Raw genomic sequence first — 26163 nt, 5'->3', positions numbered from 1 at the left:
GCACACTGTTCACCAGGGGGGTGCGGGCGCATCATCATGTGGCGTCGGCGGCCCCCGTCGTGGAGAGGCCCCATCGTGGAAAGGACAGTCGACGTGCGCGGTACCGGTCACGACCCACGGTCGGCCGCCGACGGCGTGGACATCCTGTTCGACGCGCGCCACATCCGTCAGAGCGGCATCGGTACCTACATCCGCACCCAGATCCCCCACCTCGAGCGTGTGACCGCGGACCGCGGGCTGCGATTGGCCGTGTTGACCGACGCCGACTCCGCGCCGACGGTGCACGACGCAACGCGCGTCATCACGGCATCCCCTCACGACGCCGCGATGTACACGGCCGCCGAACAACGGGTCTGGCAGCACGCCCTCCACACGTGCCGGCCGCGGGCCCTATGGGTGCCGCACTACCCGTTTCCGTTGGCACTGCTGAACCCCCGCGACCGCGCAGTCCGACTGTTCACCACCGTCCACGACACCCTGCACCTCGAGGATGCCGCGCTGAGCAACCAGGGCCGCGCGCGTCGCACGTATGCCGCCGCCATGCTCCGGCTCGACGCCCGCAGAGCGGCAACCGTGTTCACGCCGTCCGACGCCACCGCACGACGTCTCGGCGAGACCACCCGTTCCGCGCGCGTCCTCGTCACCCCGATACCGGTCGACGACGTCTGGTTCACCACCGACGGCCTGCCCGATCCCGGCGTCGGGCAGCCATACCTGCTCTACGTGGGAAATGTGAAGAGACACAAGAACCTCGTGCTGCTCCTCGAGGCGTTCGCACAGATCTCAGACGATATCCCGCATCGGCTGGTCATCGCCGGCGGCGGTGAGACGCTCCGCACCGCCGACGACCGGGTCGCACGCATCGTCGGCGAGCTCGGCTCCCGCGTCGAGGTGACCGGGCAGGTGCCGTTCGACCGGCTGCGTGCGCTGGTCGCCGGTGCGGACATGCTGATCATGCCGTCGTTGTACGAAGGGGCCGGCCTGCCACCGCTGGAGGCCATGGCGTCGCGGACCGCCGTCCTCGCTTCCGACATCCCTGTCCTGCGGGAGACCTGCGGCGACGGCGCGGATTTCTTCGATCCGCACGATCCGCGCGCGTTGGGGCAACAGCTGATCCGTCTCTGCGGCGACCACGACGCCCGACACTCGCTGGCCGAGCGTGGTTTCGCCCATGTGACGCGACGCCAGACCGCGATCGATCCCACCGCGGCCGCCGCGCGCACCTGTTCCGAGCTGGAAGCCGCACGATGACAACCTCTTCCGCGCGACCGGTGTCCCGCCGCACGTTCCTGGCGATGATCCCGGCGGTTGCCGCACTCGCTGCGTGCTCTTCGTCGTCGTCCGGCTCGACTCACAATGTCCGCGACTTCGGTGCCGTCGGAGACGGCCGTCAGGACGACTCGGGGCCGATCGGTCGAGCGGTCGCCCAGATGCGAGACGGTGACACACTCCTTTTCCCGGCGGGGACGTACCGGTACGCCCAGCGCGATCCCGATGGTGGTGCGGCGATCTCCCTGACCGGGCTCGATCGGGTCACCGTCGACTTCGACGCCCGCGCCGAACTCGTGATGGACAACCTCGCCGACGACGGAAGCGGGACCGGCCACGGTCTCGTCGTGCGCGGTCCGGCGGCGCAGGTCTCGTTGCGGGGCGTGCGGATTCGGTGGGCGACCCAACCGTCGCAGCGATCCTTCGGTGACGGCATCCGGGTCGTCGGATATCCGTCCGACGGATCGTCGGTGCCGGCCGACTGGACCGGCTCGAAAGGACCGGTATCCGGGGTCACGGTCGCGGACTGCGCTATTCGGTCGAGTCCGCAGGCGGGCGTGATCATGATGGGCGTCTCCGACGTCACGGTCACGAACGTCCGCGCAACCGACACCATGGCCGACGGCATCCACTTCAACGCGTGCCGACGCGGTCAGGTCCGCAACTGCACGGCGAACAACACCGGCGACGACGGGCTCGCGCTGGTCACCTACCACTCGGAGTCCGACGGCTTCGACAGCGACGCCGAGACGTTCTCGCTGTCGGCGCTGACCGACTGGTCCGACGCCGACTTCACCATCGCCGACATCACCGTCTCCGGCGGTGCCGCCAACGGGATCCGCCTCGCCGGAGCGAATCGGGTCACCGTCTCCGGCGTCACCGTGAGCGGGGTCCGCACCGGGGCGGGCGTCATCCTCGACAGCGCCGCACCAGACTCCGATACCGAATGGAAATATCTTGCCTCGCAAGGTGTTCGACTGACCGGCCTCACCGTCGAGGACGGCGAGGCGGGCGTGCACGTGCTGGCCCGGCCGCAAGGCGCCGCCGACGACACGTTCAGCCGATTCGACCTCGAATTGTCCGAGATCACCGTCCGACGATGCGAACGGTGGTCGGCCCTCGTCGAATCGACCGCCGCCCGGCCGGCCACCGGCGTCGCGCTGCGGGGCCTCACCGTCGCGGCAGACGACATCGCCGACGGCATCGGCATCGTCGGCCTGCAGACGACTCGCAGCGTCACCTTCGGGAGGTCGAGATCGAGACCACCACCCCCGCGATCGCGTTCTCCGCCAACCGTTCCGACGACTTCCGAATCGACCGCATCGCGGTGACCGTGACCGGCTCGCCTCGTGATCGGGACTCGGCAGGCCCGGCGCTGTCGTTTCTGGACTCGACCGGTCGCATCACCGACGCCGAGGTCACCTGGCGCGGCGCACCGTCGTCGTGGACGGCGGTCTCCGCGACGACCGGATCGACGTGTACCCCCGGGTCGTCACCCGACAACCCGGTGACCATCGAGAAACTCGAGACCACCCCCGCGCGACTCAGCGATCCTGTGGAAGTGGTGTGTCGATAGCAGTTCCGGGAGGCACGTCGGCGAGCACCTGATCCGCAGACTGCCCGGCCTTCGCGGCGCGGCCGAATTGCCATGCCGGGCGCGGTGAACCGTTCAGCACGACCCCGAGGACGGCGACGTCGGCGAGGGCGAGACGTTCGACCGCCGTGCGCAGGTCGCCGTATCGCGTGTGCCCGGACCGCGCGACGACAAGGACCGCATCGGCGATACGACCGACGACGAGCGGATCCGACGAATCCTGCAGGGACGCGGTGTCCACGATGACGTGGTCGAACTGCTCCGCCAACTCGGTGAGACCGTCAGCCAATCGCTCCGAGGCGAGCAGCTCAGACGAGTTGCCGACCGCCGGGCCGGCGGGAACCAGCGACAGATGGGACCGTGAGGTCCGGGAGATGAACTCCCCCAACCTGCCTCGACCGCCCAGATAGGTGGTGAGCCCCTCCGGCGATGACTCCGCGTCGGCGGCGTGTCGAGACCCCGTCGGCCGGCCGTCGAGCGCCGCGTCGACCAGGACGACCTCGGAGCCGCTGTCCGCCAGCGCGATCGCCAGGTTGACCGCGATCGTTGTCGACCCGTCACCCGCCGACGCCCCGGTCACGACGATCGAGCGCAGCGTCGCCGGCCCCGACTCTCGACCGGTCACCGTGGTGCGCAGTCGCCGGAGCGCTTGAGCCGCACGGTTGTCCGGACGGTGATAGTCGACGATGCCCGACTCCCCGAGAGTCTTCTCGGACGGGATCGTCGCGAGCACCGGACCGGAGAGGAATCGACTCACCTCTGCCTCGTCACGCACGCGTCGCCCGACCAGACCACGGGCGTAGGCGTAGAGGAGCCCCACCAGCAGGCCGGCGACGACACCGAGAGAAATGTTGCGGCCGTAGTTGCGGCCCTCGCTCTGGTTGTCCGGCACGGCGGGTGTGATCACCGACAGTCGCACCTGATCTGCGTTCGCCGTGTCCTCTGTCGGTGTCGGGGTGCCCGGCTGGTCACCGTCGAGCGCGGTAACCGTGGCCGGCAGCGCGTCGGCCAGCGCGTTGGCCAGCCTCGCCGACGTCTGCGGATCGTCCGTCCGGGTGGTGACGGTGAGGATCGCGCTGCCGGTGTTGGCACCCGCAGTGGTCGCGTCCCGGGCCTCGCCGATCGACATCGGTAGCCCGCTCTGCGCCAGCGCGGTCGCGATCAACCGGTCCGATGTCAGCAACTCGGTGTAGGCCTCGGTCCGCTGCCGACTCACGCTGTCGCTGTCGGCGGGGCGGGGTGTCTGATAGATCGTCGCCGACGACTCGTACATCGGGGTCTGCTGTGTGGTCAGGACGAGGCCGACGACACCGCCCACCAGCGCGCACGCGACGATGACGATCCAGTGGTCCCGGATCGCGCCCGCCGTCGACCGCAACCAATCGTTGCCGGTCGTGTCCGGGCGGTAGGTGACACCCACTGCGCTGTTGCTCACGTGACTCCACTTCTCTCGTTCAGATGTTCGTCGTCAAGCTCGGGACGTGTCCGCAGGCCCGCTCCCGCCACCGCCATGCCGACCGCCGTCAGCAGCACGAGGAACACCACGATCCCCTGCGTCAGGAGCTGGATTCGCCAGACCTCGGCAAAGCAGTAGGCAATGACCCCGGTGGTGCCCGCGATCACCGGACCGTAGGTCGAGAACCGGCCGGAGATATACCCGGCGAGCGGAAACAGGAGGAGGGTGTAGAACCATCCCCAGGCACCGAAATCGGCATAAGTGTCGGCGAATTCGGAATTCGTCGTGAAGTTCGGCGCCGACGACACGGTGAAGTCGTACAGACCCGCGTCCACCGCCTCCTTGCCGCGCGTCTCGTCCTCGGGCACCAGGAAGCTCGGGAGCGCTGCGCTGACCGAACCGCCCGCGGTGCCCGGTTTCTCGAAACTGCCGCGCATTACCGCGTCGGACACCCCGAGCGACACCTGCGCGGGCACCGCCAGATACGCACCCATCTGATAGACGTTCATCGCCACCGGGTTCGAGACCCCGGCGTCGCGGTAGTAATTGCCGTTGCGCACGTAGTTGAGCGTGGTCAGCAGGGCGAACAGGACCACCACACCGGCGATCACCATCCAGGGACGCAGCGGCTTCCGCGCTCCGCCGTTGGCCCCGCGGCGTGCCGCCGACCAGATGACCAGATAGACCACGACCGCCATCAGCAATGAGAGCCGCGACGCCACCATCGAATTGAGCAGGAGCAGCACCACCGCCACGGTCATGAGCGGCGCTCGGATGACCTTGGTGCGCCACAGGTGCACGCCGAGAGGTGCGGCGAGGATCGTCGCGTAGCGCAGGGTTGGGATACCCGCCGACGCCGGCAAGGCCTCGGTGAACGAGTTTCCCGTCTGTGTCACGAGGGATTCGATGATCGACGTTGTCCCGGCGATGCGGTAGTAGGAGTAGCCGACCCCGATCGTCGCGACGGCCAGGATCAGCAGAAAGTAGCGGCGTTCGAATGCCGGCAGACGTGTACGGGTCACGAGTTCGGCCGACGGACGCGTACCGGTCCCGAGCCGCCAGCCGACGGTGGCCAGCACGACGACCAGCGCGTACCAGACCAGGAGCAGGGTGACGCCCGCGACGGTGACCGGGGACGGTTCGAGGAATCCACGCAACTGCAGCCAGGATCCCGCCGGGCACCCGCCGGCCGAGCACCACGCAATCAGCGAGATCCACGACACGATCGATGCGGCCACCGGCACGAGGATCAGCACCGCGGGCGTCAGCCACCACGCGGGTGCGGCGGATTCGGGCAGGGCGGAATCGTTCACGTGCCCGTGCCCCCTGCCTTGTCGATCCGGGGCGAGCCGTTCGTCGAGCGCAGGGTCACCCTCTCGTGCCATACACTATGGCACGTAAGCCATACACTATGGCGCGTGAGTTCGGCCGCCGCGCGAGACGTGGGAGCGTTCGAACAGGTGGATTCGGGAACCATCCGGCGCGCTCCCGAGGGGTTCTGACATGACGGTGGTGACATGACGACGGGGCGAAATGCGTCCACGGATCGCGACGAGAGACCGTCGACCGGAGACACCGAAGACCGCGGGGACTCCCCGTCGTTCGGGATGGCGATCACCACTGTGGGCCGGTGGGATTCGATCTGTCGCCTGCTCGGCGACCTCGCCGCACAGACCGTACGCCCGGCGATGGTGTCAATCGCCTACGACGACAATGTGGACGCCGTCGAGGGCCTGAAGAAGGTGCACGATCTATATTCGGACATACTGACCATCCGGACCGTGGTCAAGCGCGGCGGCAGCACGGCAGGCCACAACACGGCCGCGGCGCAGTTCACCGACGACATCGACTGGATCTATCTCCTCACCGACAACTGTCGCCTCGAACACGACTTCCTCGAACGCCTGTCCGCGCACTGCACACCCACCGCGTCGGTGTGCGCCGCCCGGCTGATCGACGCCGACGGCGATCGCAACACCCTTCCGCCCGCCGACGCCGAGTTCACCCGCCGCAACGCATGGTCCGTCGTCGTCCCCAGCATGGCAATCCGCCGCAAGGACTACGTCACCGTCGGCGGGTTCGACTCCACGATCGGGTCGGGCGCCGACAGCCCGTGGCAGAGCGGCGACGAGACCGACCTCGTGCTGCGCCTGGCCGAGCTTGACGATTTCTCTATCCGCTGGGCACCCGACATCGTCGTCCGCGGGCACACCGATTTCACCCATCTGACGCCGGCCGAGCGGCGCCGCAAACTCCGCAACTACGGTCGCGGCACCGGCTTCATCTATCGGCGCTGGGGATATCCAGTGCTCGACAAGCTCCGACTACTCGCCGGCGCAGCCACACTGCCGTTGCGCAAACGGCGCAAGTTTCGTGCCGGTGACGGAGCGGCACTCCTGATCGGGCGTACCGAGGGCCTCCTTGGCAGGAAGCTCTCCAGAGACAGGGACCACCGCGCTGTCCTCCGATGATCACGACGCACCCTCCGCACGTCGCGGTGGAGTGCTCGCCCCTGTCCTGTCGAAAGTCGACGCCAAACATCTGCAGGCGGTCGTGCAGATCGCGGCCGGTTTGGCGCTCAACGCCTTTCCCGCGATCTTCATCGCCGTGTTCGCGCGCGTCGCACCGATCGACCATCAGGGCCAACTCGCCGTCTCGCTGACCATCGGCACCTACGTCGCACAGCTGTTGTCAGCGTTCGTCGTCGAGTCACGTCTGGCCACTCCGGAGGCCGACCACGACATCTCGATGCCCTGGTGGATGGCGCTGCTATCCCTTGGCTCCGGAGTCCTGCTCATCGTCAGCCCAATGGTGCCCGCACCGGTGATCACCCTGCTCGGCGTGCTCGGCCTGTCGTCGGGCCTGCTGATGGCACGCACCATCGGCGTGGTCCAGGGACGCTGGCGTCTAGAGGCGGTGGCCGCGGTCATCCTGGTGGCCGGATGTCTGTCGGCGCTGCTGCTGGCCGTCCACGACAACCCCAACTGTGTGCGCGTCCTGGCTGCGGGCGCGATGCTGGCCGTTTTGTGCCGCTTCTGGCCGCGGCCGGCGCACCGCGAGTCGGGGATGCCACCGGACCTGCGCCGCGCCGCGTGGGTTACCGGAGAGACCGCGTCGGTCGGCATAGTCCAGCCGATCCTGACGTCGTTCATCCTCGTCGTCCTCGGTCCCGCCGCATCGGTCGGATTCCGTGTCGTCTCGACGATCTCGGGAGTTCTCGAACCCGTCCTCGCCTACGGCCGGGTCCGACAGCTCGCCCACGGCCACAAGGGTGAGGTCGCGCACGTCGCGCTGATCTTCGCCGCGGGTGTGGGCGCGATCGTGGTCGCCGCGTACCTCGGCCTGTGGAGCCTCATCTTCGGGCCGGCATGGTCACATTCACTCGTCCCGGCCTTGGTGATCGCCTGCCTGTGGAAGGCGACGATGCTGTTCTCGACCGTTCCGTTCGCCGCGCTCCGGCGCGTCGGGCAGACGGCCAAGGTGTTCTGGCTACGGGCCGCCGGCACCGCCCTCTACGTGGTGCTCGGTCTGTCGTTCCTGTACATCTTCCACACCGCGACGGCGGTGTTCCTGTCCTTCGTGATCACCGAGGTGATCATGTTCCTGCCGTACCACCTCGCCGCACGCAAGGCCGCCCCCGACTACCACTCGATCTTCGAGCGCAAGAAGAGTCGCGAGGCCTCGGAGTCGGAGACCGTCTGACGGACTCCGCTCGCCCTGCCGGGTCCATGGGTTGGGCCGGTCGGCGCGGAAAAGCGCCCCTGGGATGCGCGCAAGAAATGCGCCCACCCCGGAAAAGCGCCCAGCAATTCGCCGTTTCCCCAGCTCAATTGGGACCGTCGACATCCGCACGCTTGACCCGGGCGGATTTCCGGGGTGCTTTTGCCCGGGGCACCCGAACCCGTCGGGCGGGCACCCCGCTCCCGGGAGCGCACCCCTGTGCCCGAGCGCACCTCGGCCGCGCACACTCCTGCCTCAGCCCCCGAAGATCCCCTTCAGCGCCTCCATGTCGGCCACACGCTCCTTGTGCGTGCCCGCCACCGGCGACGCGAGGATGCAGGTGACGCCGGCATCGCGGAACGCGGCCGCCCGCTCGGCGACCTCGGCCTTCGAGCCGATGAGCGACATGGCGCGAACCAGATCGTCGGGCACTGCCTTGGCGGCCTCGGCCTTCTTGCCGTCGAGGTACAGATCCTGGATGAGCTTGGCCTCCTCGACGTAGCCGTAGCGCTGCGCGAGGGTGTTGTAGAAGTTCTTGCCGCGGGCACCCATCCCACCGATGTACAGCGCCGCGTGGTGGCGCACGAGTTCGAGCGCGTTCTCGATCTCCTGCGCGTCGTCGGAGACGCGGGCGGTGGCCTGCACGACGATGCCGAGCTCGCCGAGCGACGGATCACGCTTCGCCTTGCCGGCGGCCAGCGCCTCACCGAAGGCCGACTGGATCTGCTCCGGGTTGAACAGGATCGGCTGGAACTCCTCGAACAGCTCCGCGGCGAGCTCGGTGTTCTTCGGACCGATGGCCGCCAGCAGCATCGGGATGCGATCGCGGACCGGATGATTGATGATCTTCAGCGACTTGCCGAGGCCGGAACCGCCGTGCTCCTCGTCGAGCGGCAGCGTGTAGTGCTTGCCCTGGAAGTCGACCTTGTCGCGACGCCACACCTGCCGACAGATCTCGGCATGCTCGCGGGCGCGACCGACGGGGTAGTCGTACTTGACGCCGTGGAAGCCCTCGATCACCTGCGGGCCGGACGCGCCGATGCCGAGCACCGCACGCCCGTCGCTGATGTAGTCGAGGCCGGCTGCGGTCATCGCGAGGTTCGTCGGCGTGCGCGAGAACATCGGCAGGATGGCGGTCTGCAATTCCATCCGCTCGGTCTTCGCCGCGATGTAGCCGAGTTGGCTCACCGCGTCGAAGCTGTAGGCCTCCGGGACCGCGATGCGGTCGACGCCCACGGCCTCGAAATCGGCCAGATTGTTGATGGTCTCGCGGAAGTCACCCGCGTAGTTGATCGGCATCCCGAGCTTCAGAGCAGCAGTCATGACCGGATTCTTCCACAGCTGTCGTGGGCGTCACAGACCCCATCCGAGCGTTCGATCTGCCGGGTGCCGAGCCCCCACGCGGACCCGGTGGTCCGCGATCGGTGACAGCTTGCCGTCGCCAACATGAACAATCGATGAACAACTCTCAGTTTTCGGCAAACTACCAGGTGGAATCACCCAAATCGGACGAGAGAAATTTAGGTGCGGAGGCCCTTCGAGCCGCATCATATTGACTATGAGCGGAGAGATGCTGATCCTCGTGCTGCTGGTCATCACGGCACTGGGTTTCGACTTCACCAACGGTTTCCATGACACCGGAAACGCCATGGCCACCTCGATCGCGACCGGCGCGCTGAAGCCGAAGGTCGCGGTCGGGCTCTCGGCCATCCTGAACCTGGTCGGCGCCTTCCTCTCCGTCGAGGTGGCCGCCACCATCACCAAGGACGTGCTGAGCATCCAGCAGACCTCCGGCGACGACAAGGGCGACATCATCACGGGCTTGAGTCCGACGACGGCCCTGCTGATCATCTTCGCCGGCCTCATCGGCGGCATCCTCTGGAATCTCTTCACCTGGCTGTTCGGCCTGCCGTCCAGCTCGTCACACGCACTCTTCGGCGGCCTCATCGGATCGGGCATCGCGGCGCTCGGCCTCTCCGGCATCAACTGGCACGGGGTGCTGTCCAAGATCATCATCCCGGGCCTGCTCGCGCCGCTGATCGCGTGCCTGGTGGCCGCCTGCGGTACCTGGATGATCTTCGCGATCACCAAGCGGATCGAGGAGAGCAGGAAAGAACAAGGCTTCCGCTACGGCCAGATCGCCAGTGCCTCACTGGTTTCCCTCGCACACGGCACCGGCGACGCCCAGAAGACGATGGGCGTCATCGCGATGGCCCTCATCGTCACCGGCAACCTGGACGCCTCGTCGGTGAGCCACGGACTCCCGTTCTGGATCGTGTTCAGCTGCGCCGGCATGATCGCGCTCGGCACCTACCTCGGCGGCTGGCGGATCATCCGCACCCTGGGCAAGGGTCTGGTCGAGATCAGCTCGCCGCAGGGCATGGCTGCCGAGGCCTCCTCCGCGGCCATCATCCTCACGTCGAGTGCCGCCGGTATGGCGTTGTCCACCACCCAGGTCGCGACCGGTTCGATCCTCGGTTCCGGCGTCGGCAAGAAGGGCGCCACGGTCCGCTGGGCCGTCGCCGGCCGCATGGCCATCGCCTGGGTCACCACCCTGCCGGCCGCCGGCCTGGTCGGTGCGCTGTGCTTCGGCATCGCCCACCTGCTCGGCAACGTCCTGGGCGCGCTCGTCATCTTCGGCCTCCTCATCGCGGCCTCGGCCTACATGTACTGGCGCGCACAGAAGAACAAGGTCGACGCCAGCAACGTCAACGCCGAATGGGACGACAGCACCAACTCGATCATCCCGGCCGACGTGGCCACCGAGACCAAGACTCCCGTCGCCTGACCGTCTGCGGACGTCAGACACGAAAGGACACATTCCCCGATGGACATCGTCGAATCGATCGGCAAGGTTCTGATCGTCGGACTGATCTTCGGTGCCGGCCTGCCCGCCCTGTTCGCGTTCGGGCTCCGGTTCCATGCCGAGGGCGCCTCCGAGACCAACGCGGACGGCACTGTGTCGCAGGGCAACCCGGCGTTGCGCGGCCTCGCCTACGTCATCTTCGCGATCGTCGCGCTGATCATCCTGACCGCCCTGCTCTGGATCACCCGACAGACGATCTACTACTACACCGACATCAAGATCTTCCCGTTCGGTTACAAGTAATCCCAAGCGAGACACCACCGCGACCACCACGGAGAGGCATCGCACCCATGGCGACCGGCACACCCTTGTTCGAATCCGCGATCAGCTGGATCCGCCAGGGCTATCCCGAGGGCATCCCACCCACCGAGTTCCCCCCGCTGCTCGCGCTGCTGGTGCGGGTGCTCGACGAGGCACAGGTCACCGATGTGGTCCTCCAGCTCGCCAAGTACTACGACGTCGAGAACCCGGTGACCGAGGATCGTATCCGCGAGGCCATCGCCAACGTCATCCGCGACGAACCGAACTCCGAGGAGATCAACCAGGTGGCCAGCCGCCTGGCCTCCGCGGGCTGGCCGCTCGCAACGCCCGCGCGCTGACTGCTCGCACGCCAACACCGCGCTGACCAGCGCACCGGTCCGGCGTTCTGCCCACGAGGCCGGACGCCGGACCGCCTATACTCGCTCCCGGGACAACCGAATCGCCGGCCGGGGAGATCAGGGGGTGACGCCATCGTGGATCGACCACAATTGCTGCAACGGATCATCGAATGGTTGCGTGCCGGCTACCCCAACGGCGTGCCGCAGGGCGACTACATCCCCCTCGTCGCGATCCTGCGTCGACAGCTGACCGAGGACGAGGTCGAAGAGGTCTCCTCCCACCTCGTCGAGGAGGCGCCGCCACCGCCCGAGCCGATCTCCAAGATCGACGCCGGCGTGGCGATCAGCAAGGTCACCCAGGAACTACCGCACGATCACGACATGGATCGGGTCCGTCGCCATCTGGAATCCTCCGGGTGGCCGTTCGACGACGCTCCCCTCGTCGGCGACGATGGCCCGCCGGCAGAGCCCGACGATCCGCCGACCGATCCCGACGGTGACGAGTCCTGAAGACACTGCGCGCACTGCATCTCCCCGCTCGACCCGAGGTCCTCGATCGTCGCGCCGAGTTGTCGGCGATCCTCGACGGTTCCGCCGCGTTCGCACCCGTCCCCGACGATCCCCGCACGACGCAGACCCTGCACGACGCGCTCGGCATCGACGATCCCATCGACGACGATCTGTCCCTGGTCATCTCGACGTCGGGCACCACCGGCACACCGAAGGGCGCGCAGCACACTCCGCACAGCCTCACCGCGTCGGCCGGTGCCACCGCCACGCGGCTCGGCGGCCCCGGTAACTGGTTGCTCGCGCTCGCGCCGCACCATGTCGCGGGTCTGCAGGTTCTGCTGCGCGCGTTGGCTTCCGGGTACACACCCACCGTCCTCGACGTCACCGGCGGTTTCGATCCCGACGCGTTCGCCGGCGCGCTCGAGGCCCTCGACGGCCCGCGCCGCTACACCTCGCTCGTGCCCACCCAGCTGATCAAGGTGCTCGACTCGCCCCGCGCCACCGCCGCCCTCCGCACCGCCGACGCCCTCCTGGTGGGCGGCGCGGCGACCCCGGTCCCGTTGCTGCGCAGGTCGATCGACGCCGGTCTGCCCATCGTCCGCACCTACGGCATGAGCGAGACCGCCGGCGGCTGCGTGTACGACGGTGTCCCGCTCGACGGCGTCACCATCCGCATCGACGACGCCACTCCCGAGGGCATCGGCCGCGTGATCCTCAGCGGCCCGATGATCGCCCACGGCTACCGCAACCGACCAGACCACCCCGCCTTCGCCGAGCCGGGCTGCTTCCGCACCGACGACCTCGGCCGCGTCGACGACGACGGCGTGCTGTCGATCGTCGGCCGCGCCGACGAGGCCATCTCCAGCGGCGGACTCACCATCGTCCCGCAGGTGGTGGAGACGGCGATCCTCGACGACCCCGCCGTCGCCGAGTGCGCGGTCGTCGGGCTTCCCGACGACCGGCTGGGCGAGAAGGTCGTCGCGTTCGTGGTTCCGTCGGGCACAGGCGGAATCGACGCGGAGCGTATTCGGGCTGCGGTCACCGAACGCCTCGACCGCTATGCCGCACCTCGCGAGGTCATCGAACTCACCGAACTCCCCCTGCGCGGACCGGGAAAGGTCGACCGTCGCGCCCTCCGCGCTGGGTACTCCTCGTAGATGACGTCAAACGTATCGGTGAGAGATACGTTCGACGTCATGTGTGGGGAGTTTGACGGCCCTGGCCGGTGGGAACCCGCGTACCAGCCCCAGCCCCGCATTCCCCGAGAGGACCACCATGTCCACAGATGCCATCGTCATCCTGAAAGACGACCACAAAGAGATCAAGAAGCTGTTCAACGACTTCCGCAAGGCCGGCCCGAACGCCACGAAGACCAAGGGCGACATCGTCGCGAAGATCATCGAGGCGCTGACGGTGCACACCTACATCGAGAACGAAGGCATGTATCCGGCCGTGCGCAAGGCAGTTCCGGACGTCGAGGATGACATCCTCGAGTCCTACGAAGAGCACCATGTCGCCGATCTGCTCGTGATGGAACTCGTCACGATGAAACCCGACCATGAGCGATTCGACGCGAAGACCACCGTCCTCATCGAGAATGTCGAGCACCACATCGAGGAAGAAGAGAACGAGTGGTTCCCCGAGGTGCGCAAGGCCCTCGGACGCAAGGAGCTCCAGCAACTCGGCGAGGAACTGCTGGAGTTGAAGGCCAAGGCCCCGCATTCACCCGCCCAGCCGTCCGCGCTGAAGAAGACCATCGACGCCATCGTGAAGTAGAGAGCGCGGCCACCTCTGGCGACACGCGCTGTTCACACGGCGGAGGTTTGAACACCCCGACCCGCGGCTATCCTGAACCATGCGCGATTTCTTATGCCGAAAATGTGGCCAACGACTCTCCTTCGAGAACAGCCTCTGCCTGCACTGTGACAGTCCGTTGGGCTTCTTCCTGCCGACCCGCACCATCTACGTCCTCGACGACAAGGGGCAGGTCGAGGTGGACGGCCAGCTGCTCGAGCGGTGCGAGAACCTCAAAGTCGCGCAATGCAACTGGCTGGTCCCCTGGACCGGAACGCCGTCGCTGTGCGACTCGTGCCGGCTCACCCGGACTCGCCCGCCGGAGACCGACATCGAGGCGATGGCCGAGTACGGGAGCGCCGAGACCGCCAAGCGCCGCGTGATCCTCGAACTCGACGAGCTGGGTCTGCCCATCAAGGGACGTGACGAGGACCCGAACACGGGTCTCGCGTTCGACCTGCTCTCCAGTTCCGAGCAGTCCGTCATCACCGGCCACGACAACGGCCTGATCACCCTCGACCTCGCCGAGGGCGACGACGTGCACCGCGAACAGATGCGCGTCGAACTCGACGAGCCCTACCGAACCCTGCTCGGCCACTTCCGCCACGAGATCGGGCACTACTACCAGCTGGTCCTCATAGACGACAAGGTCCGAGCCGCTTTCGAGGAGCTGTTCGGCAACCCCGACGACGACTACCAGGCGGCCCTGGATCGCCACTATTCGGAAGGCGCGCCGCAGAACTGGAAGCAGAACTACGTGTCCTCCTACGCGACAATGCATCCCGCGGAGGACTTCGCCGAGACGTTCGCGCACTATCTGCACATCCGCGACACCCTCGACACCGCAGCGGCATTCGCGATGGCACCGGCCGGCTCGACCCTCGACACCGTGCTGCCCGGCGACGTCGGCTTCGAGCAGATCGTCGAATGGTGGTTGCCTCTCACCTGGGCGCTCAACCAGATCAACCGCTCGATGGGGCACACCGACCTGTATCCGTTCGTGCTGCCGGAGCGGGTGCTGGAGAAGATCAAGTTCGTGCACGGCCTGATGCCGTCGCACTGATCTGACGCACGCTCAGGGCGCGGAACGCTGCGCGTAGCGCAAGAAGATGTAGTCGTCGTGGGTGACCGAGTGCCGCAACGTGGTGCGGAGCGGCGCCCTCAGCGGATTGGTCGACGGGACCACGGAATCGCTGCCCACACTGGCGGGTTCGGCCGTGAGCATCGGTGCGAGCGTGAGGCAGAGCTCGTCGACCAAGCCGGCCTCGGTCAGCGCGGAGAGCAACGTCGGCCCTCCCTCGCAAAGGATTCGCCGAAGGCCGCGAGACCGGAGTTCGTCGACGACGCGGGCGAAATCGATCTGGACGTCACCCGCCACGATCACGTCGGCGAGCTCGGTCGCCGGCGACGTGTCCGCCGTGCTCGTCGTGATCACGATCGGGCGCACACCCGGCAGGTGTCCGAGTGACTTCGCGGGTACCGAACAGGAACGGGTGACCACCGCCATCCGGGGTGCGGGCGTCGCCGACGCTCCCAGCTGTCGCGTTCTCAGTGCACCGAGTTCGTCGTCGAGGACGGCCGGACCGTACTCCTCGACGCGGGCGGTGCCGGCACCGACGAGGATCACGTCCGCCATCGCACGCAGCGCGTGGAACAGACGCTGATCGGCACTCGACGACAGCGGCCCGACCCGCCCCCGGAACACCGCCGCGCCATCCAGGCTCATCACCATGTTGGCGCGAATGCCGTTGGGCCAGTCCGCATATCGCTGCTCGGCGAACGCGACCACGTCCAGATCGTCGTTCACGCGTCACGCCCGGGTTCGAGATCGTGGACGTCGGAGAAGGTGATCCACGCCTTCGGGTCTTCCGAGCCGGTTCGCGTACCGCCGTCGACCGGTTCGAGAAGAAACCCGTCGTGGTCGCCCGTGTCGATCCGTCGCAGGATCTCGCCGGCGAACCAGAATGCCGCACCATCGAGGATGGGCAGCCCGTGCGGACCCTCCGACCACTCGCATCGCGTGAACTTGTCCACCTCGTAACCACTGTGCCCGCCGAAGAGTTTCGCGAGATCGAGCCGATCCTTCGGTAGCAGGTGGACGGCGAGATGGTCGGCGTCGAGCGCGATGTCGTGTGTGTGATTGCGTTTCGAGATCCCGATGAGGAACCGTTGCGGGTCGATGCTCGTCTGGCTGGCGAACCCCACCAGACATCCCGCACGACGACCGGACGACGCCACGGTCACCACGAACATGGGGTAGTCGATCGCGTCGACCATGTCGTCGAACGCGTCCTGGTGTCCGCACACAGCAAACGCTCCCGTCGGTCTGCTCTCCGCGGTCGCACGTGCATCACGGAGAGTCCGTTCGCGGGACTGTACCCCATCTCGCGTGAACGGTGCAGCGACGTGGATCGGGGTCGGCCGGTCCCCCACGCACCGGAGGTTTGAACCGACGCCGTCGTGGCTATACCTGCAACACACAGGATTCTGAGTGATCGGATTTCTGCCACCCGAGAGAAGGAGCAACCCCATGGGTATCGACGACAAGATCTCCAACAAGACCGAAGACCTGAAGGGTAAGGCCAAGGAGGCCACCGGCAGTGCCACCGGTGACGATGAGCTCAAGAACGAGGGCAAGGGCGATCAGGCATCGTCGGCGGTCAAGGACGGCGTCGAGAGCGTGAAGGATGCCGCCGGCAAGGTCAAGGACAAGCTGACCGGCAACTGAATGCGCTCTCTCCACAGAAAGGTCAGTACATGATCGGGACAATCATCAGCGCCATCATCGTCGGCTTGATCGTCGGCGCGCTGGCACGACTCGTCATGCCCGGCAAGCAGAACATGGGCATCATCATCACGATCGTGTTGGGCGCACTCGGATCGCTGATCGGCTCGTGGCTGACCTACCAGCTGGGCTACAACAACAGCAACGGCGGCTGGGAGATCATCCCGTTCCTCGTCGGCATCGTGGTCGCGATCGTGTTGATCGCGGCGTACCTCGCCGTGCGCGGCCGCCAAGTGCGCGCCTGAGATCATCCGCACCGCCGTGGCGGCCATCGCGAATCGCGGTGGCCGCCACTCTTTTGTTCTGGAGGCGCCCCGGCAGCAAGGCAATGCCCATGAGGGCAACGCCCGTGCCGGGGTGTCGCCGATATCGAGCAGGCACCGCAAAGTGCCTGCCACAGTGGGTCAGTCGGGAGTGGATGGGGGGCGATCCCCAAGGCTGCTCCACAGAACCTTGGAGACCTGGCCGTGGTGAACTCCTAGGCGCTCAACGCGGTTGCGTGGGGGCTACCCCGATACAGCTCGGACAAAACACCCGCGCTAAACCGTCGGCGGACTGGTGGCCATCAGCAGGATGTCGTCGAACTTCCGGCGGACGTCGTCGGACACCTCGAGGTGCGCCCGTGCATCGTGCAGGATCGCCTCGGCCAGGTCCTTCACCTTGATGTTGTCGTTCTGGGACCGCCATCGCAACACATCGAAAGCTCGCTCAGCGCTGACACCGTAGATGAGCATCAACATGCCCTTGGCCTGCTCGATCGACGCTCGGCTACTGCGGAAGCTCTCCACCTGATCGTCGAGATGTTCCTTGACGGACGCCTGCACCGAGTCGGTCAGGTCGAGGTAGAAGCCCTCGGTACCCACGGGTCGCCCGGCGTTGTCGCGGATCGTATGCGCGATCACCGACACCGGATGGATCCGGCCACGGGTGTCGACGATGCGATGCCGACTCGAGAACGGCGCGTGGTTGGTCAGCATCTCGGCGACCATCGCCTTGAACCGCACACGGTCGTCGGGATGCTTGTGCCAGATCATCAACTCGGTCGTCGGGGTGACCTCACCCGGCCGATAGCCGTGTAGGGCCGCCACCTCGTCCGACCACTCCCATTGCTCATCCTGATACCAGAAGCGGAAGCTGCCCACCCGGTGCATGCCGTCACCGGTCGGGTCGTCCGCGCCACTCTCGGACGCGAAGTCGTTCACTTGTCGTGCTCCTCCATGTGCTGAGTCCAGGCACACGACCACACGACCCGGCGCAGAGCAGGTCGCGGCGCGGCTGAACAGAGAGTTCTGTCAGTCTCACCGGCCGCTGCTTCTCAACTGCCGTCGATATATTAACCGGAGAGACCGAGCGGTTGAACCGCCTCAAACCCGACACCACACACGTGGTGAATCAACCCGCTGTCACGGCGTCCTCCTCGACAACCCGGTCGTGACGACCCGAATTCCGACCCATGACAACTACTAGCACTCGCCGACGGAGAGTCCCAGGGTTGATCGACGTTCAGATGCCACTCTCGTCGTCGAGGACCGTGAGGTCGGCGAGATCGACGCACCGTGGCGGGCTGCCGTCGGGCGGATCGGGACGGACGTCGGCTCGCGGCGGGTGGTGGTGAAAAGCCACGATCACCCCGGTGGCCGGTGTGCCCGGGACACCGTGCGCGCCGCCGCTACGGATCGACTCGATGCGTACTCGGTCACCTATCCGCACGCCCGCGGACGGAGCCCAATCGTCGTGGCGAGGCATCACGACCACCCTTCGTCGCCGGGGTCGGCTGATGCATCGGTCTGTGGTTCCATCTCCAACCTCCTTGGTGCGGCGCTCACCGGATACCCACACCGACTCGGGTCTATTCGTCCGTCCCCGGCGCCGTTCGTCGAGGGCGAGGCCGGATGACCCACGACGGAGTTCTCTTGTTCGTACTCCATCACCGAGACCCACCATTTGTGGAGCGGCGAGGGGTCCGGCCACACGACCACCCGGTCGGTGTCGCTCTTGTATTCACGCGCAGTCATGCTCTCCTCCTTACGTTTCCGGATGTGACGGCGTGTCGACAGGAACACAGAATTTTTTAGCACTCATTGCCCGAGAGTGCTAGCGCCGACGATTCGGCGGTGCTATTTTGGGTCACGTACAGCGATGTGCTGCTCGTCAACGGGTGGCGGGCAGTCTTCTATTCAGGAGGTGAGAGCTGTGCTTCGTTTTGATCCCTTCAGCGACGTTGACGCGCTTGCTCGTGGATTGATGACCGGTTCGGCGACCGGTACCAAACGCACTCCGCGGTTCATGCCGCTGGACCTGTACAAGGTGGACGACCACTACATGCTCGTGGCCGACCTTCCGGGTGCCGACCCGGGTTCCATCGATGTGGACGTGGACCACGGGGTGCTCACCTTGTCCGCTCAGCGCAGCGCGCCGTCGGATGACGGTGTGCAGTGGCTGACCAGCGAACGATTCTCCGGTACCTATCGACGACAACTCACTCTCGGCGAGGGCATCGACAGCGCCGCCATCACCGCCAACTACGACAATGGCGTACTGACGGTGACGATTCCGCTGGCCGAGCGGGCCAAGCCGCGCAAGATCGCGGTCGAGAGTTCTGGCTCGTCGCAGGCCATCACCACCGGCACCGGCTGACCGTTCTCCCGCAGATGACGGTGAACGTATCGCCCACCGATACGTTCACCGTCATCTGCGCTCGAGTTACCGGCTCAACCGCGTGGCGAGCTGAGCGGTGAGTTCACGGGCGTAGTCGAGTTGCCGCGCCAGCTTGACGCACGCCTCCTCGGCGCGGGTCTGGAAGTCCGCCACCGAGGTGCGCGCCACGTCCGTCTGAGCGACGGTGCTGTGCGGATCGTCGAGGACGTCCTCGGCCTCGAGCAGGCGACGCATGTCCTCGAGCGTGAAGCCCAGCGGTTTCATGCGCCGGATGACGAGCAGGCGGTCGATGTCGCTGTCGGTGTAGAGCCGGAATCCGCCGGCCGATCGTGCAGACGGCGCCACCAGCCCGACCTCGTCGTAGTGGCGGATCGTCTTGATCGACAGTTCCGTCTCTGCCGCGACCTCGCCGATCTGATGGTGCCGCGGTCGCTCCTCGGGGGTGCTCACCGCGGCTACTCGTCCGCGCTCAGGTGCCCGCTGAGCCGTTGGTGGCGTTCGGCACTGTTGTCGTCGAGTCCGACGATGGTGGCGGTCTTGCCCTTCGCCGCGTACTTGGTGGTGATGGCGTCGAGGGTGGCGACCGTCGAGGCATCCCAGATGTGCGATGCGCTCATGTCGATGATCACGTTGTCGGGGTCGTCGACATAGTCGAACTGATAGACGAGGTCGTTGCTGGACGCGAAGAAGAGCTCGCCCTTGACCGCGTAGACGCGGGTGTCGGGTTCCGGGTCGGCGACCTCGACGACCTCGGTGAGATGTGCGACCCGACGCGCGAAGAGCACCATCGCGGTGATGACACCGACGATGACGCCATAGGCCAGGTTGTGCGTCACCACGGTGACGGCGACGGTGGCCAACATCACCGCGGTCTCACTCTTGGGCATGCGGCGCAACGTCTTCGGGTTGATGCTGTGCCAGTCCATCGTGCCCACCGAGACCATGATCATCACGGCGACGAGGGCGGCCATCGGGATCAGTGCCACGACGTCGCCGAGCCCGACGACGAGGATCAGCAGGAAAACACCGGCGAGGAACGTCGAGATCCGGGTGCGCGCACCGGAACTCTTCACGTTGATCATCGTCTGGCCGATCATCGCGCATCCACCCATGCCCCCGAAGAATCCGGTGACGATGTTGGCCACCCCCTGACCGACGGCTTCGCGCGACTTGTCGGAGTGGGTGTCGGTGAGGTCGTCGACGAACTTCGCGGTCATGAGCGATTCGAGCAGTCCGACGAGTGCCATGGTGAACGCATACGGCGCGATCACCGACAGCGTGTGCCAGGTCAGCGGCACATCCGGGAACACCAGCGACGGCAGGCTGTCGGGCAGTTCTCCCTCGTCGCCGACATTCGGCACCGAGAACCCGACGGCGAGCGTCGCGGCGGTCAGCAGCACGATCGCCACCAGCGGGGCGGGGATCACGGTGGTCAACCTGGGCAGCCCGACGATGACGAGGATGCCGATCGCGACCATCGGATAGACCAGCCACGGCACCCCGATCAGGTGCGGGAGTTGCGCGCTGAAGATGAGGATCGCCAGCGCGTTGACGAATCCGACCATGACACTGCGCGGGATGAACCGCATCAGCTTCGCGACGCCCAGCGCGCCGAGCAGCATCTGGAAGACTCCGGCCAGCAGTACCGCGGCGATCAGGTACTCCAGTCCGTGACTCTTCACCAGCGGCGCGACGACGAGCGCCACCGCGCCCGTCGCGGCGGAGATCATCGCGGGACGACCACCCACGATCGCGATGGTGACCGCCATGGTGAACGACGCGAACAGTCCGACCCGCGGGTCGACACCGGCGATGATCGAGAACGAGATCGCCTCGGGGATGAGGGCCAGGGCCACCACCAGCCCGGCGAGGACCTCGGTACGCAGCCGGCGCGGTGACCGCAGCGCCGCCCGCACCGACTGTTGCTGTGCCGGGGACACCGACTCCGTCGTGGACATCCGCGGAACCCTACCCTTACGGGAGGGTAGGGATCGAATCGGACAGATGGCGTCGAACGTATCGACAGGCGTGACGTTCGACGCCATCTGCGACCTCATGCGACCTCATGCGGCGGGTGCGAGGGCATGGCTGACCTGCGCGGTCACGTAGCCGGGACGCTCGACGAGGTCGCCCCAGGTGAAGCTGAGCGGCAGCCAACCGTCGGTGACCATGGCGTTGAGTTTGGTCCGGTCCCGCTGAAATGACACCGCGTCGTTGTGGAAGGCGATGCCGTCGATCTCCACCGCCACCTTGTGCTCACGAAACGCGAAGTCGATCTCGTACGAGCCGCACGCGAGATTGGCGGTCCACCCGGTGATGCCCGCCTTACGGAAGATGTTGACCGTCAAACGTTCCGCAGCCGAGCGGGCACCGGACTGCACACCGAGCAGCAACTGACCCATCCGGACCGCACCCACACATCCGCGTCGCCGCTCGTAGGCGTCGACGAGGTCGTCCACGGTGGTTCGGCGCAGTTGCAGGGCGGTGTCGATGACCTTCACCCCGCCACCGTCCACCGCACCGTCGAGCACCGACAACGCAATCCCGGTCACCCGCAGACCTTTCCGCTCCACCACGTCGGTGTCGTCGAGGGTCCGACGCATCACTCGCACCGCAGGAGCCGCGCGCCCATGCCATCCACGGGGTGCGGTGACCGTGATGACCTTCGGCGGCTTGCCGACGATGCCGTGCCAGTAGGCCGCGGCCAGCCCCGACAACACGCCCTGCGGCCCCACCGTCAGCGTCGCGACCCGCACCCGGGTCCGGTCCGTGTAGGGGTAGTCGGCGAGTCGATACACCCGGGCGGCCGCGCGGATCCAGTCGCCGGACGCGACGCGCCGCACGACCGCCGACCGATCGAGACCGTGCTCGCGCGCCTGCTGGGCGGTGATCACGCCGTCCTGCCGGAGCGCCAGCCTACGAAGGGCGGGAGGAAGTCTCATGCCCGTTCTGACGCACCGGGTGAACCGGCGGTTCCATCGGCCTCCCGGGCCCACACGTGACGTCGAACGTATCGGAAATCGATACGTTCGACGTCGTTTGGCTAGGGGCGCTTGGAGGAATCGCTCGACGACCCGGCTTCGGGCTCCGGTTCCGCGCTCTCTCTCGAGTCACTCGATGACCCGACCTCGGGCTTCTCCACAGACGACTCCTTCGCGGGCTCTTCCTCCGCCGGCGCCTCCTCAGCAGGAGCCTCCTCAGCAGAAGACTCCTCGACAGGTGCCCCCTCGCCCGCCTCCTCGACCACCGGCTCGGCACTCGACGCATCCTCGACGACCTCAGCGGGCGCATCCGAATCCCCCGCCCCGGCAGATACTTCCGCGTCCGGCGCGACAGCCGGTTCTGCCGCCGACTCCTCCGGTGCCACCGTCTGCACCCCCGCCTCCGGCACCAGCACCGGCGCCACCTCGGCAGCCGACGACACAACATCGTCAGGAGCGGTCGGCGCCACCGCAGCCCGCGTCTGGGCCTCGACGACCTGCGGCCCGGCCACCGGGACCTGATACTTCTTCAGCGCGTCCTTCACCATGTCGGCTTCGGTGGGGATGTTGGCGTTCCAGTGCGCCCACGTGTGCGCACCGTTCGTGTAGTGGAACTCGACGGGCAGATCGAAGAGGATGGCGACCCCGTTCAGCAACACCGCCGACGCGAACGACCCGAACTCCAGGACACTGCCCGCGATGACCTCGGAGATCCCGCCGAGCCCCCACAGTTCGGCGAACTCCTCCGGTGACGCGACGATCCCGGTACCCGCCGAGATGATGATCGTCTGGCCGGAGGCCTTCGCTGCCACGATCTGCCGCATGACATCATTTGCCGCCCAGAGGTTCCCGGGGCTGAACGGATTGCCCCACATGCCGTCGAATCCGTTGGAGATGCCGTTGCGGTCACTCAGGATGTACGGGATCAACAGGTATCCGAACACGCTGTCGGTCTGGTAGTACCCGGAGATCGAGTGCGCGACCTTGAACACCTCCGGGTACTTGAGGGCGATGTTGACGGCCTGGCCGCCGCCGAGCGAGAGCCCGACGATGGCGTTGCCGGTCGTATCGACGTCGAAGTTCTCGTCGAGGTAGGCGGGCAGCTCTTCGCCGATGAACGTCTCCCACTGCGGGTTGTACACGCCGCCACTCGCATTGGTCAGCGTGTTCCCGTCCGCGTCGACCGGCACCGACTCCCAGTTCGACGACCATGCGTTGGAGCTGCCGACGACGGTCACCAGGTTGTACTGGGTGCCATACTCGCCGAGGATCTTGTCGCCCTCCCCTCCCCCACCGACTCCGCCGAGGAAGTAGACGGCCTGCTCCTGCTGTCCGGGGAGCTGCGACGAGGGCCTGACCTTGACGACGACGTTCGACTGCATCGACTCCGACCACACGGTGCAGGTCTGCACGTTGTTGGTGCGGTCGGCGGCGTTCGCGTACGAGCAGCCGCCGCGCTGGCTGGTGGGGTTCACCGCGGCCGCCGTTCCGGCGCCTGCGATCAGCGCGGCGCTGACCACTGCCGTGGCGGCAACCAACCGATACTTCCGCCGTCTACCCATCTGCACTGGCCTCTCTCGCACCTTGAATCATCGGATCGGACACCTAGTTCGCGCCGGCGCAGTCCGGCACGTCGACGGTGACCTTCGGGTCGTCGACGAGCGGTTGGATCGGCACCACGGGTTCGCCGGCGTTGGTCGGCTCGTCGAGCACCACTGTCACGGTGACGGTCTTCCCCGGTGGGACGCGGATCATCGTCGCCAGGTAGGGCCTGCCGTGCAGGGGCTGCTCCACATACATCGGTGTCGTGCCGTCGACGGTGATCTTCTTGACCACAGAGCCTGCGGTGGTGAGCATCTCGACGTTGGTGAGGCTGGTTCCCTTGGGTACCTTCAGTCGGGTCCCCATCGACCCGATCACATAGTCGGGCAGCGTCAGGTCGTCGAGAGTGTTGGTGATCTTGACCGTCACCGTGCTCTCGCGCGTATCGCCTTTGCAGTCGCCCGCGCGGTAATCGATCTCGCGGCGCAGGTAGTAGTCGATCTTGTTGCCCGACGCGTTGCCGAGCGCGACCTGGAGATATGGTGCCGGAGTATCCGGGATCTGATGCCCCAGGTTCGTCGACTCCAGAATGCGCTGATCGGCCGAATCGGTGCTGTAGACCATGATCCGCCGTTCGTGCACCCCGCGCCCGAGCGCCTCCAGCACTGCGCCGGTGTCACTCTTCGCGGTGGCAAGTTGCTGGACAACGGCTTTCGCGATGGACTGGAGATAGGTCTTGCGACCTTCGTTGTCACCCGCGAAACGTTCGTACGACGTGGACAGGGTGATCGGCACAATATTGTCGGCGGTGATCTTCTCGCCGCCGGACAGGGTGACCGGCCCGGTCGCCTTGAGCACGTAGCTCAGTGCGATCGGGTCGACGGCGACCGCGCCATCCAGCTGCTGCCCGGTCTGGTACCGCCAGTTCGCGATCCAGATCTGCGCGGCATCCGGGAAGTTGGGACTCAGATTGGCGTTGCGCGGGTCGGTGTACGGGCGATACGAGGAGTAGATGGTGTCGTAGTCCAGACCGAAGCTCGTCTGTGGCAGCACCGGTTTGCGCAGTACCGAGTTCGCGCCGAGGGTGGGCACGGTGATCCGGCCGTCGGTGGCGTCGAGGATCGCGAACCCGCCGACCAGCCCACCTGTTCCGCGCGATTCTGACGGCGTCTGGAACGCCAGGAAGTACTTGCGCGTGCCGTCGGCGCCGAGCATCGACGGGACGAGTTGGGCGGCGACGTTGGTGCCGTTCAGTGTGGCCGCGGCCTCGTCGACCTGTTCCTGGAGTTGGGTGTGCGCATCTGCGACGGCACCGAGCCACGTGGGGTTGATCTGTTCGACCTCGTCGGCGATGGCGGCCGATTTCTCCGCGACCGCGGCGAGTTGCGGTTGCGCGGCGGCCAGCGGCGCGGTGTTGATCGCGTCGCCCGACCGCAGCTTCGCCGGGTCGAGGACCGTGGCCAGTTCGGCCGACGGCACCAGCACGTCCGTCGACAGGTCGGCCACCGCATCGCTCATCTGCTGCACCGACTTCAGCGGTGCGCCCAGCCACGGGATCGAGGCGGCCGCCGACCAGACGACGCCGTGCGATCGGTCACTGGCACTGGTCGCGGCATCGGCAGCCGCCTCGGCTGCGCGTCGCGCACCTGCTTCGTCGCCGTCGAGGGCCAGCGACCGCGCCTGCGTCGCGTCTCCGCGCGCGGATTCGATGTTGTCCTTGACGTGCAGGACCGAGAACCCCAGCCAGAGGAGCAGAGCCACCAGGACGGCCGCGAGCACCGCGACGACTTGGAATGTGCGGTTGGTGATCACCCGCCGGATCATCGTGTCTCCCTCGCATTGTCGTGCACGGTCAGCCAGTCGACGATGGTCGCGACCTTCGGCTCGATATCGGCGAACACCCGATCGAAGTCGTCTCGGGGGCGACCCATCGGGTCCAGGATGTCCAGGTGCGCCGAGTTGGTGTCGATACGCGAGCGCGACGCGATGACCTCGTCGAGCGACGCATCTCCGCCGAGCGAGACCAGCTCGGCGAACTCGGTCAGGGTGAACATCCGCTTCCAGCGCACCGGCAGCATCTGTTGGGCCGCGGCACGATGGTCGCGGGTCAGGCAGAGCACCACGTCGGCGGTCTGCAGCAGCGGTGGCCGCAGATAGCGCGACTCGAAACCGGTGGCGTCGTAACCGTGTTCGTCGAGCACCTCGACGGCGTACGGGTGCATGGCGTGGCCGTTCATCGCGCCGACGCCCGCGCTGCTCGACGTCACCGGCACCCCGGATCGCTGTGCAAGGCCGGCCAGGATCCGCTCACCGATGGGTGAGCGGCAGATGTTGCCGGTGCAGATGAACAAGACCGATCCGGGCATCGTCGTCGATGCCGTCCGATCCG

General features: G+C 66.8%; 28 protein-coding genes. 15 read left to right on the top strand and 13 right to left on the bottom strand.

Translation table 11 applies throughout. The features are described from left to right. Positions 1–93: 93 nt before the first annotated feature. The 3 genes from D7316_RS23360 to D7316_RS23350 are packed head-to-tail and all read left to right on the top strand — an operon-like array spanning position 94 to position 2845. Positions 94–1251: a glycosyltransferase family 4 protein gene (locus tag D7316_RS23360; RefSeq protein ID WP_232017043.1), complete on the top strand. Its 1158-nt coding sequence runs from the start codon at positions 94–96 to the stop codon at positions 1249–1251. Further along, positions 1248–2600, top strand: coding sequence for a glycosyl hydrolase family 28-related protein (locus D7316_RS23355; RefSeq protein ID WP_124710387.1), 1353 nt, complete (start codon positions 1248–1250; stop codon positions 2598–2600). Before D7316_RS23360 ends, D7316_RS23355 begins: the two co-directional genes overlap by 4 nt. Before the next feature lie 2 nt (positions 2601–2602). After that, entirely contained in the window at positions 2603–2845 is a 243-nt protein-coding gene (locus tag D7316_RS23350; RefSeq protein ID WP_124710386.1) for a hypothetical protein, read from the top strand. On the opposite strand, the gene D7316_RS23345 is transcribed toward D7316_RS23350, so the two are convergent. Together D7316_RS23345 and D7316_RS23340 are read right to left on the bottom strand one after the other, a co-directional pair. Beyond that, a complete protein-coding gene (locus tag D7316_RS23345; protein WP_124710385.1) occupies positions 2814–4298 on the bottom strand; it encodes a polysaccharide biosynthesis tyrosine autokinase in 1485 nt (494 codons plus the stop codon). The genes D7316_RS23350 and D7316_RS23345 overlap by 32 nt on opposite strands. After that, positions 4295–5632, bottom strand: coding sequence for an O-antigen polymerase (locus D7316_RS23340; RefSeq protein ID WP_232017042.1), 1338 nt, complete (start codon positions 5630–5632; stop codon positions 4295–4297). The genes D7316_RS23345 and D7316_RS23340 overlap by 4 nt, the downstream gene beginning before the upstream one ends. 204 nt (positions 5633–5836) lie before the next feature. On the opposite strand from D7316_RS23340, the gene D7316_RS23335 reads away from it, so the two are divergent. Together D7316_RS23335 and D7316_RS23330 are read left to right on the top strand one after the other, a co-directional pair. Further along, positions 5837–6790, top strand: coding sequence for a glycosyltransferase family 2 protein (locus D7316_RS23335; RefSeq protein ID WP_124710384.1), 954 nt, complete (start codon positions 5837–5839; stop codon positions 6788–6790). A gap of 31 nt (positions 6791–6821) precedes the next feature. After that, on the top strand, positions 6822–8021 hold the full coding sequence (locus tag D7316_RS23330; RefSeq protein WP_124710383.1) for a polysaccharide biosynthesis protein: 1200 nt from the start codon (positions 6822–6824) through the stop codon (positions 8019–8021). Positions 8022–8294: 273 nt separating this feature from the next. Here D7316_RS23330 and D7316_RS23325 read toward each other — a convergent pair whose 3' ends face one another. After that, a complete protein-coding gene (locus D7316_RS23325) occupies positions 8295–9362 on the bottom strand; it encodes an LLM class F420-dependent oxidoreductase (RefSeq protein ID WP_124710382.1) in 1068 nt (355 codons plus the stop codon). Positions 9363–9597: 235 nt separating this feature from the next. On the opposite strand from D7316_RS23325, the gene D7316_RS23320 reads away from it, so the two are divergent. The 7 genes from D7316_RS23320 to D7316_RS23290 all read left to right on the top strand — a co-directional run bounded on the left by D7316_RS23320 (position 9598) and on the right by D7316_RS23290 (position 14871). Beyond that, positions 9598–10827 carry an inorganic phosphate transporter gene (locus D7316_RS23320; protein WP_124710381.1) on the top strand — a complete coding sequence of 410 codons (1230 nt, stop codon included), beginning with the start codon at positions 9598–9600 and terminating at the stop codon, positions 10825–10827. Between the two features lie 39 nt (positions 10828–10866). Continuing rightward, positions 10867–11148: a hypothetical protein gene (locus D7316_RS23315; protein ID WP_124710380.1), complete on the top strand. Its 282-nt coding sequence runs from the start codon at positions 10867–10869 to the stop codon at positions 11146–11148. Between the two features lie 47 nt (positions 11149–11195). Further along, entirely contained in the window at positions 11196–11504 is a 309-nt protein-coding gene (locus D7316_RS23310; protein ID WP_124710379.1) for a DUF3349 domain-containing protein, read from the top strand. 135 nt (positions 11505–11639) lie between these two features. Continuing rightward, positions 11640–12014: a DUF3349 domain-containing protein gene (locus D7316_RS23305; protein WP_124710378.1), complete on the top strand. Its 375-nt coding sequence runs from the start codon at positions 11640–11642 to the stop codon at positions 12012–12014. Then, positions 12011–13171, top strand: coding sequence for an o-succinylbenzoate--CoA ligase (gene menE / locus D7316_RS23300; protein ID WP_164473891.1), 1161 nt, complete (start codon positions 12011–12013; stop codon positions 13169–13171). The genes D7316_RS23305 and menE overlap by 4 nt, the downstream gene beginning before the upstream one ends. Positions 13172–13289: 118 nt before the next feature. Continuing rightward, complete coding sequence (locus tag D7316_RS23295) at positions 13290–13790, top strand: hemerythrin domain-containing protein (protein ID WP_124710376.1); 501 nt, start codon at positions 13290–13292, stop codon at positions 13788–13790. Between the two features lie 79 nt (positions 13791–13869). Then, the gene (locus D7316_RS23290; RefSeq protein WP_124710375.1) at positions 13870–14871 is read left to right on the top strand and encodes a zinc-binding metallopeptidase family protein; all 1002 of its coding nucleotides are present in this window, start codon (positions 13870–13872) and stop codon (positions 14869–14871) included. A gap of 12 nt (positions 14872–14883) precedes the next feature. Here the strand turns inward: D7316_RS23290 and D7316_RS23285 are convergent, their stop codons facing one another. After that, positions 14884–15615, bottom strand: a complete 732-nt coding sequence (locus tag D7316_RS23285; RefSeq protein WP_124710374.1) for a pyrimidine reductase family protein — start codon at positions 15613–15615, stop codon at positions 14884–14886. Further along, positions 15612–16085 (bottom strand): flavin reductase family protein, encoded by a 474-nt coding sequence (locus tag D7316_RS23280; protein WP_124711532.1) that lies wholly within the window; start codon positions 16083–16085, stop codon positions 15612–15614. Before D7316_RS23280 ends, D7316_RS23285 begins: the two co-directional genes overlap by 4 nt. 253 nt (positions 16086–16338) lie before the next feature. On the opposite strand from D7316_RS23280, the gene D7316_RS23275 reads away from it, so the two are divergent. Both D7316_RS23275 and D7316_RS23270 read left to right on the top strand, forming a co-directional pair. After that, on the top strand, positions 16339–16536 hold the full coding sequence (locus D7316_RS23275) for a CsbD family protein (RefSeq protein ID WP_124710373.1): 198 nt from the start codon (positions 16339–16341) through the stop codon (positions 16534–16536). 29 nt (positions 16537–16565) lie between these two features. Next, a complete protein-coding gene (locus tag D7316_RS23270; RefSeq protein ID WP_124710372.1) occupies positions 16566–16838 on the top strand; it encodes a GlsB/YeaQ/YmgE family stress response membrane protein in 273 nt (90 codons plus the stop codon). 294 nt (positions 16839–17132) lie between these two features. Here the strand turns inward: D7316_RS23270 and D7316_RS23265 are convergent, their stop codons facing one another. Then, positions 17133–17795: a PAS and ANTAR domain-containing protein gene (locus tag D7316_RS23265; RefSeq protein WP_408610045.1), complete on the bottom strand. Its 663-nt coding sequence runs from the start codon at positions 17793–17795 to the stop codon at positions 17133–17135. A gap of 301 nt (positions 17796–18096) precedes the next feature. Further along, on the bottom strand, positions 18097–18339 hold the full coding sequence (locus tag D7316_RS23260) for a hypothetical protein (protein WP_124710371.1): 243 nt from the start codon (positions 18337–18339) through the stop codon (positions 18097–18099). A gap of 447 nt (positions 18340–18786) precedes the next feature. Here D7316_RS23260 and D7316_RS23255 point away from each other — a divergent pair, with 447 nt between their 5' ends. Then, positions 18787–19230: an Hsp20/alpha crystallin family protein gene (locus D7316_RS23255; protein ID WP_124710370.1), complete on the top strand. Its 444-nt coding sequence runs from the start codon at positions 18787–18789 to the stop codon at positions 19228–19230. A gap of 66 nt (positions 19231–19296) precedes the next feature. On the opposite strand, the gene D7316_RS23250 is transcribed toward D7316_RS23255, so the two are convergent. The 6 genes from D7316_RS23250 to D7316_RS23225 form a co-directional block, all read right to left on the bottom strand. Beyond that, complete coding sequence (locus D7316_RS23250) at positions 19297–19701, bottom strand: MerR family transcriptional regulator (protein WP_124710369.1); 405 nt, start codon at positions 19699–19701, stop codon at positions 19297–19299. Between the two features lie 5 nt (positions 19702–19706). Further along, positions 19707–21209 (bottom strand): SulP family inorganic anion transporter, encoded by a 1503-nt coding sequence (locus D7316_RS23245; protein WP_124710368.1) that lies wholly within the window; start codon positions 21207–21209, stop codon positions 19707–19709. Between the two features lie 105 nt (positions 21210–21314). Then, on the bottom strand, positions 21315–22193 hold the full coding sequence (locus D7316_RS23240; protein WP_124710367.1) for a type IV toxin-antitoxin system AbiEi family antitoxin domain-containing protein: 879 nt from the start codon (positions 22191–22193) through the stop codon (positions 21315–21317). A gap of 101 nt (positions 22194–22294) precedes the next feature. Further along, positions 22295–23794: an alpha/beta hydrolase gene (locus D7316_RS27660; protein WP_124710366.1), complete on the bottom strand. Its 1500-nt coding sequence runs from the start codon at positions 23792–23794 to the stop codon at positions 22295–22297. Between the two features lie 43 nt (positions 23795–23837). Beyond that, positions 23838–25598 carry a DUF4012 domain-containing protein gene (locus tag D7316_RS23230; protein WP_124710365.1) on the bottom strand — a complete coding sequence of 587 codons (1761 nt, stop codon included), beginning with the start codon at positions 25596–25598 and terminating at the stop codon, positions 23838–23840. Beyond that, the gene (locus D7316_RS23225; protein ID WP_124711530.1) at positions 25595–26140 is read right to left on the bottom strand and encodes an arsenate reductase/protein-tyrosine-phosphatase family protein; all 546 of its coding nucleotides are present in this window, start codon (positions 26138–26140) and stop codon (positions 25595–25597) included. The genes D7316_RS23230 and D7316_RS23225 overlap by 4 nt, the downstream gene beginning before the upstream one ends. Positions 26141–26163: the final 23 nt, after the last annotated feature.

The sequence above is a fragment of the Gordonia insulae genome, assembly GCF_003855095.1.
Classification (GTDB): Bacteria; Actinomycetota; Actinomycetes; order Mycobacteriales; family Mycobacteriaceae; genus Gordonia; species Gordonia insulae.
Note: the sequence above shows the minus strand (reverse complement) of the source record. Positions and strands in the feature narration are given on the sequence as shown.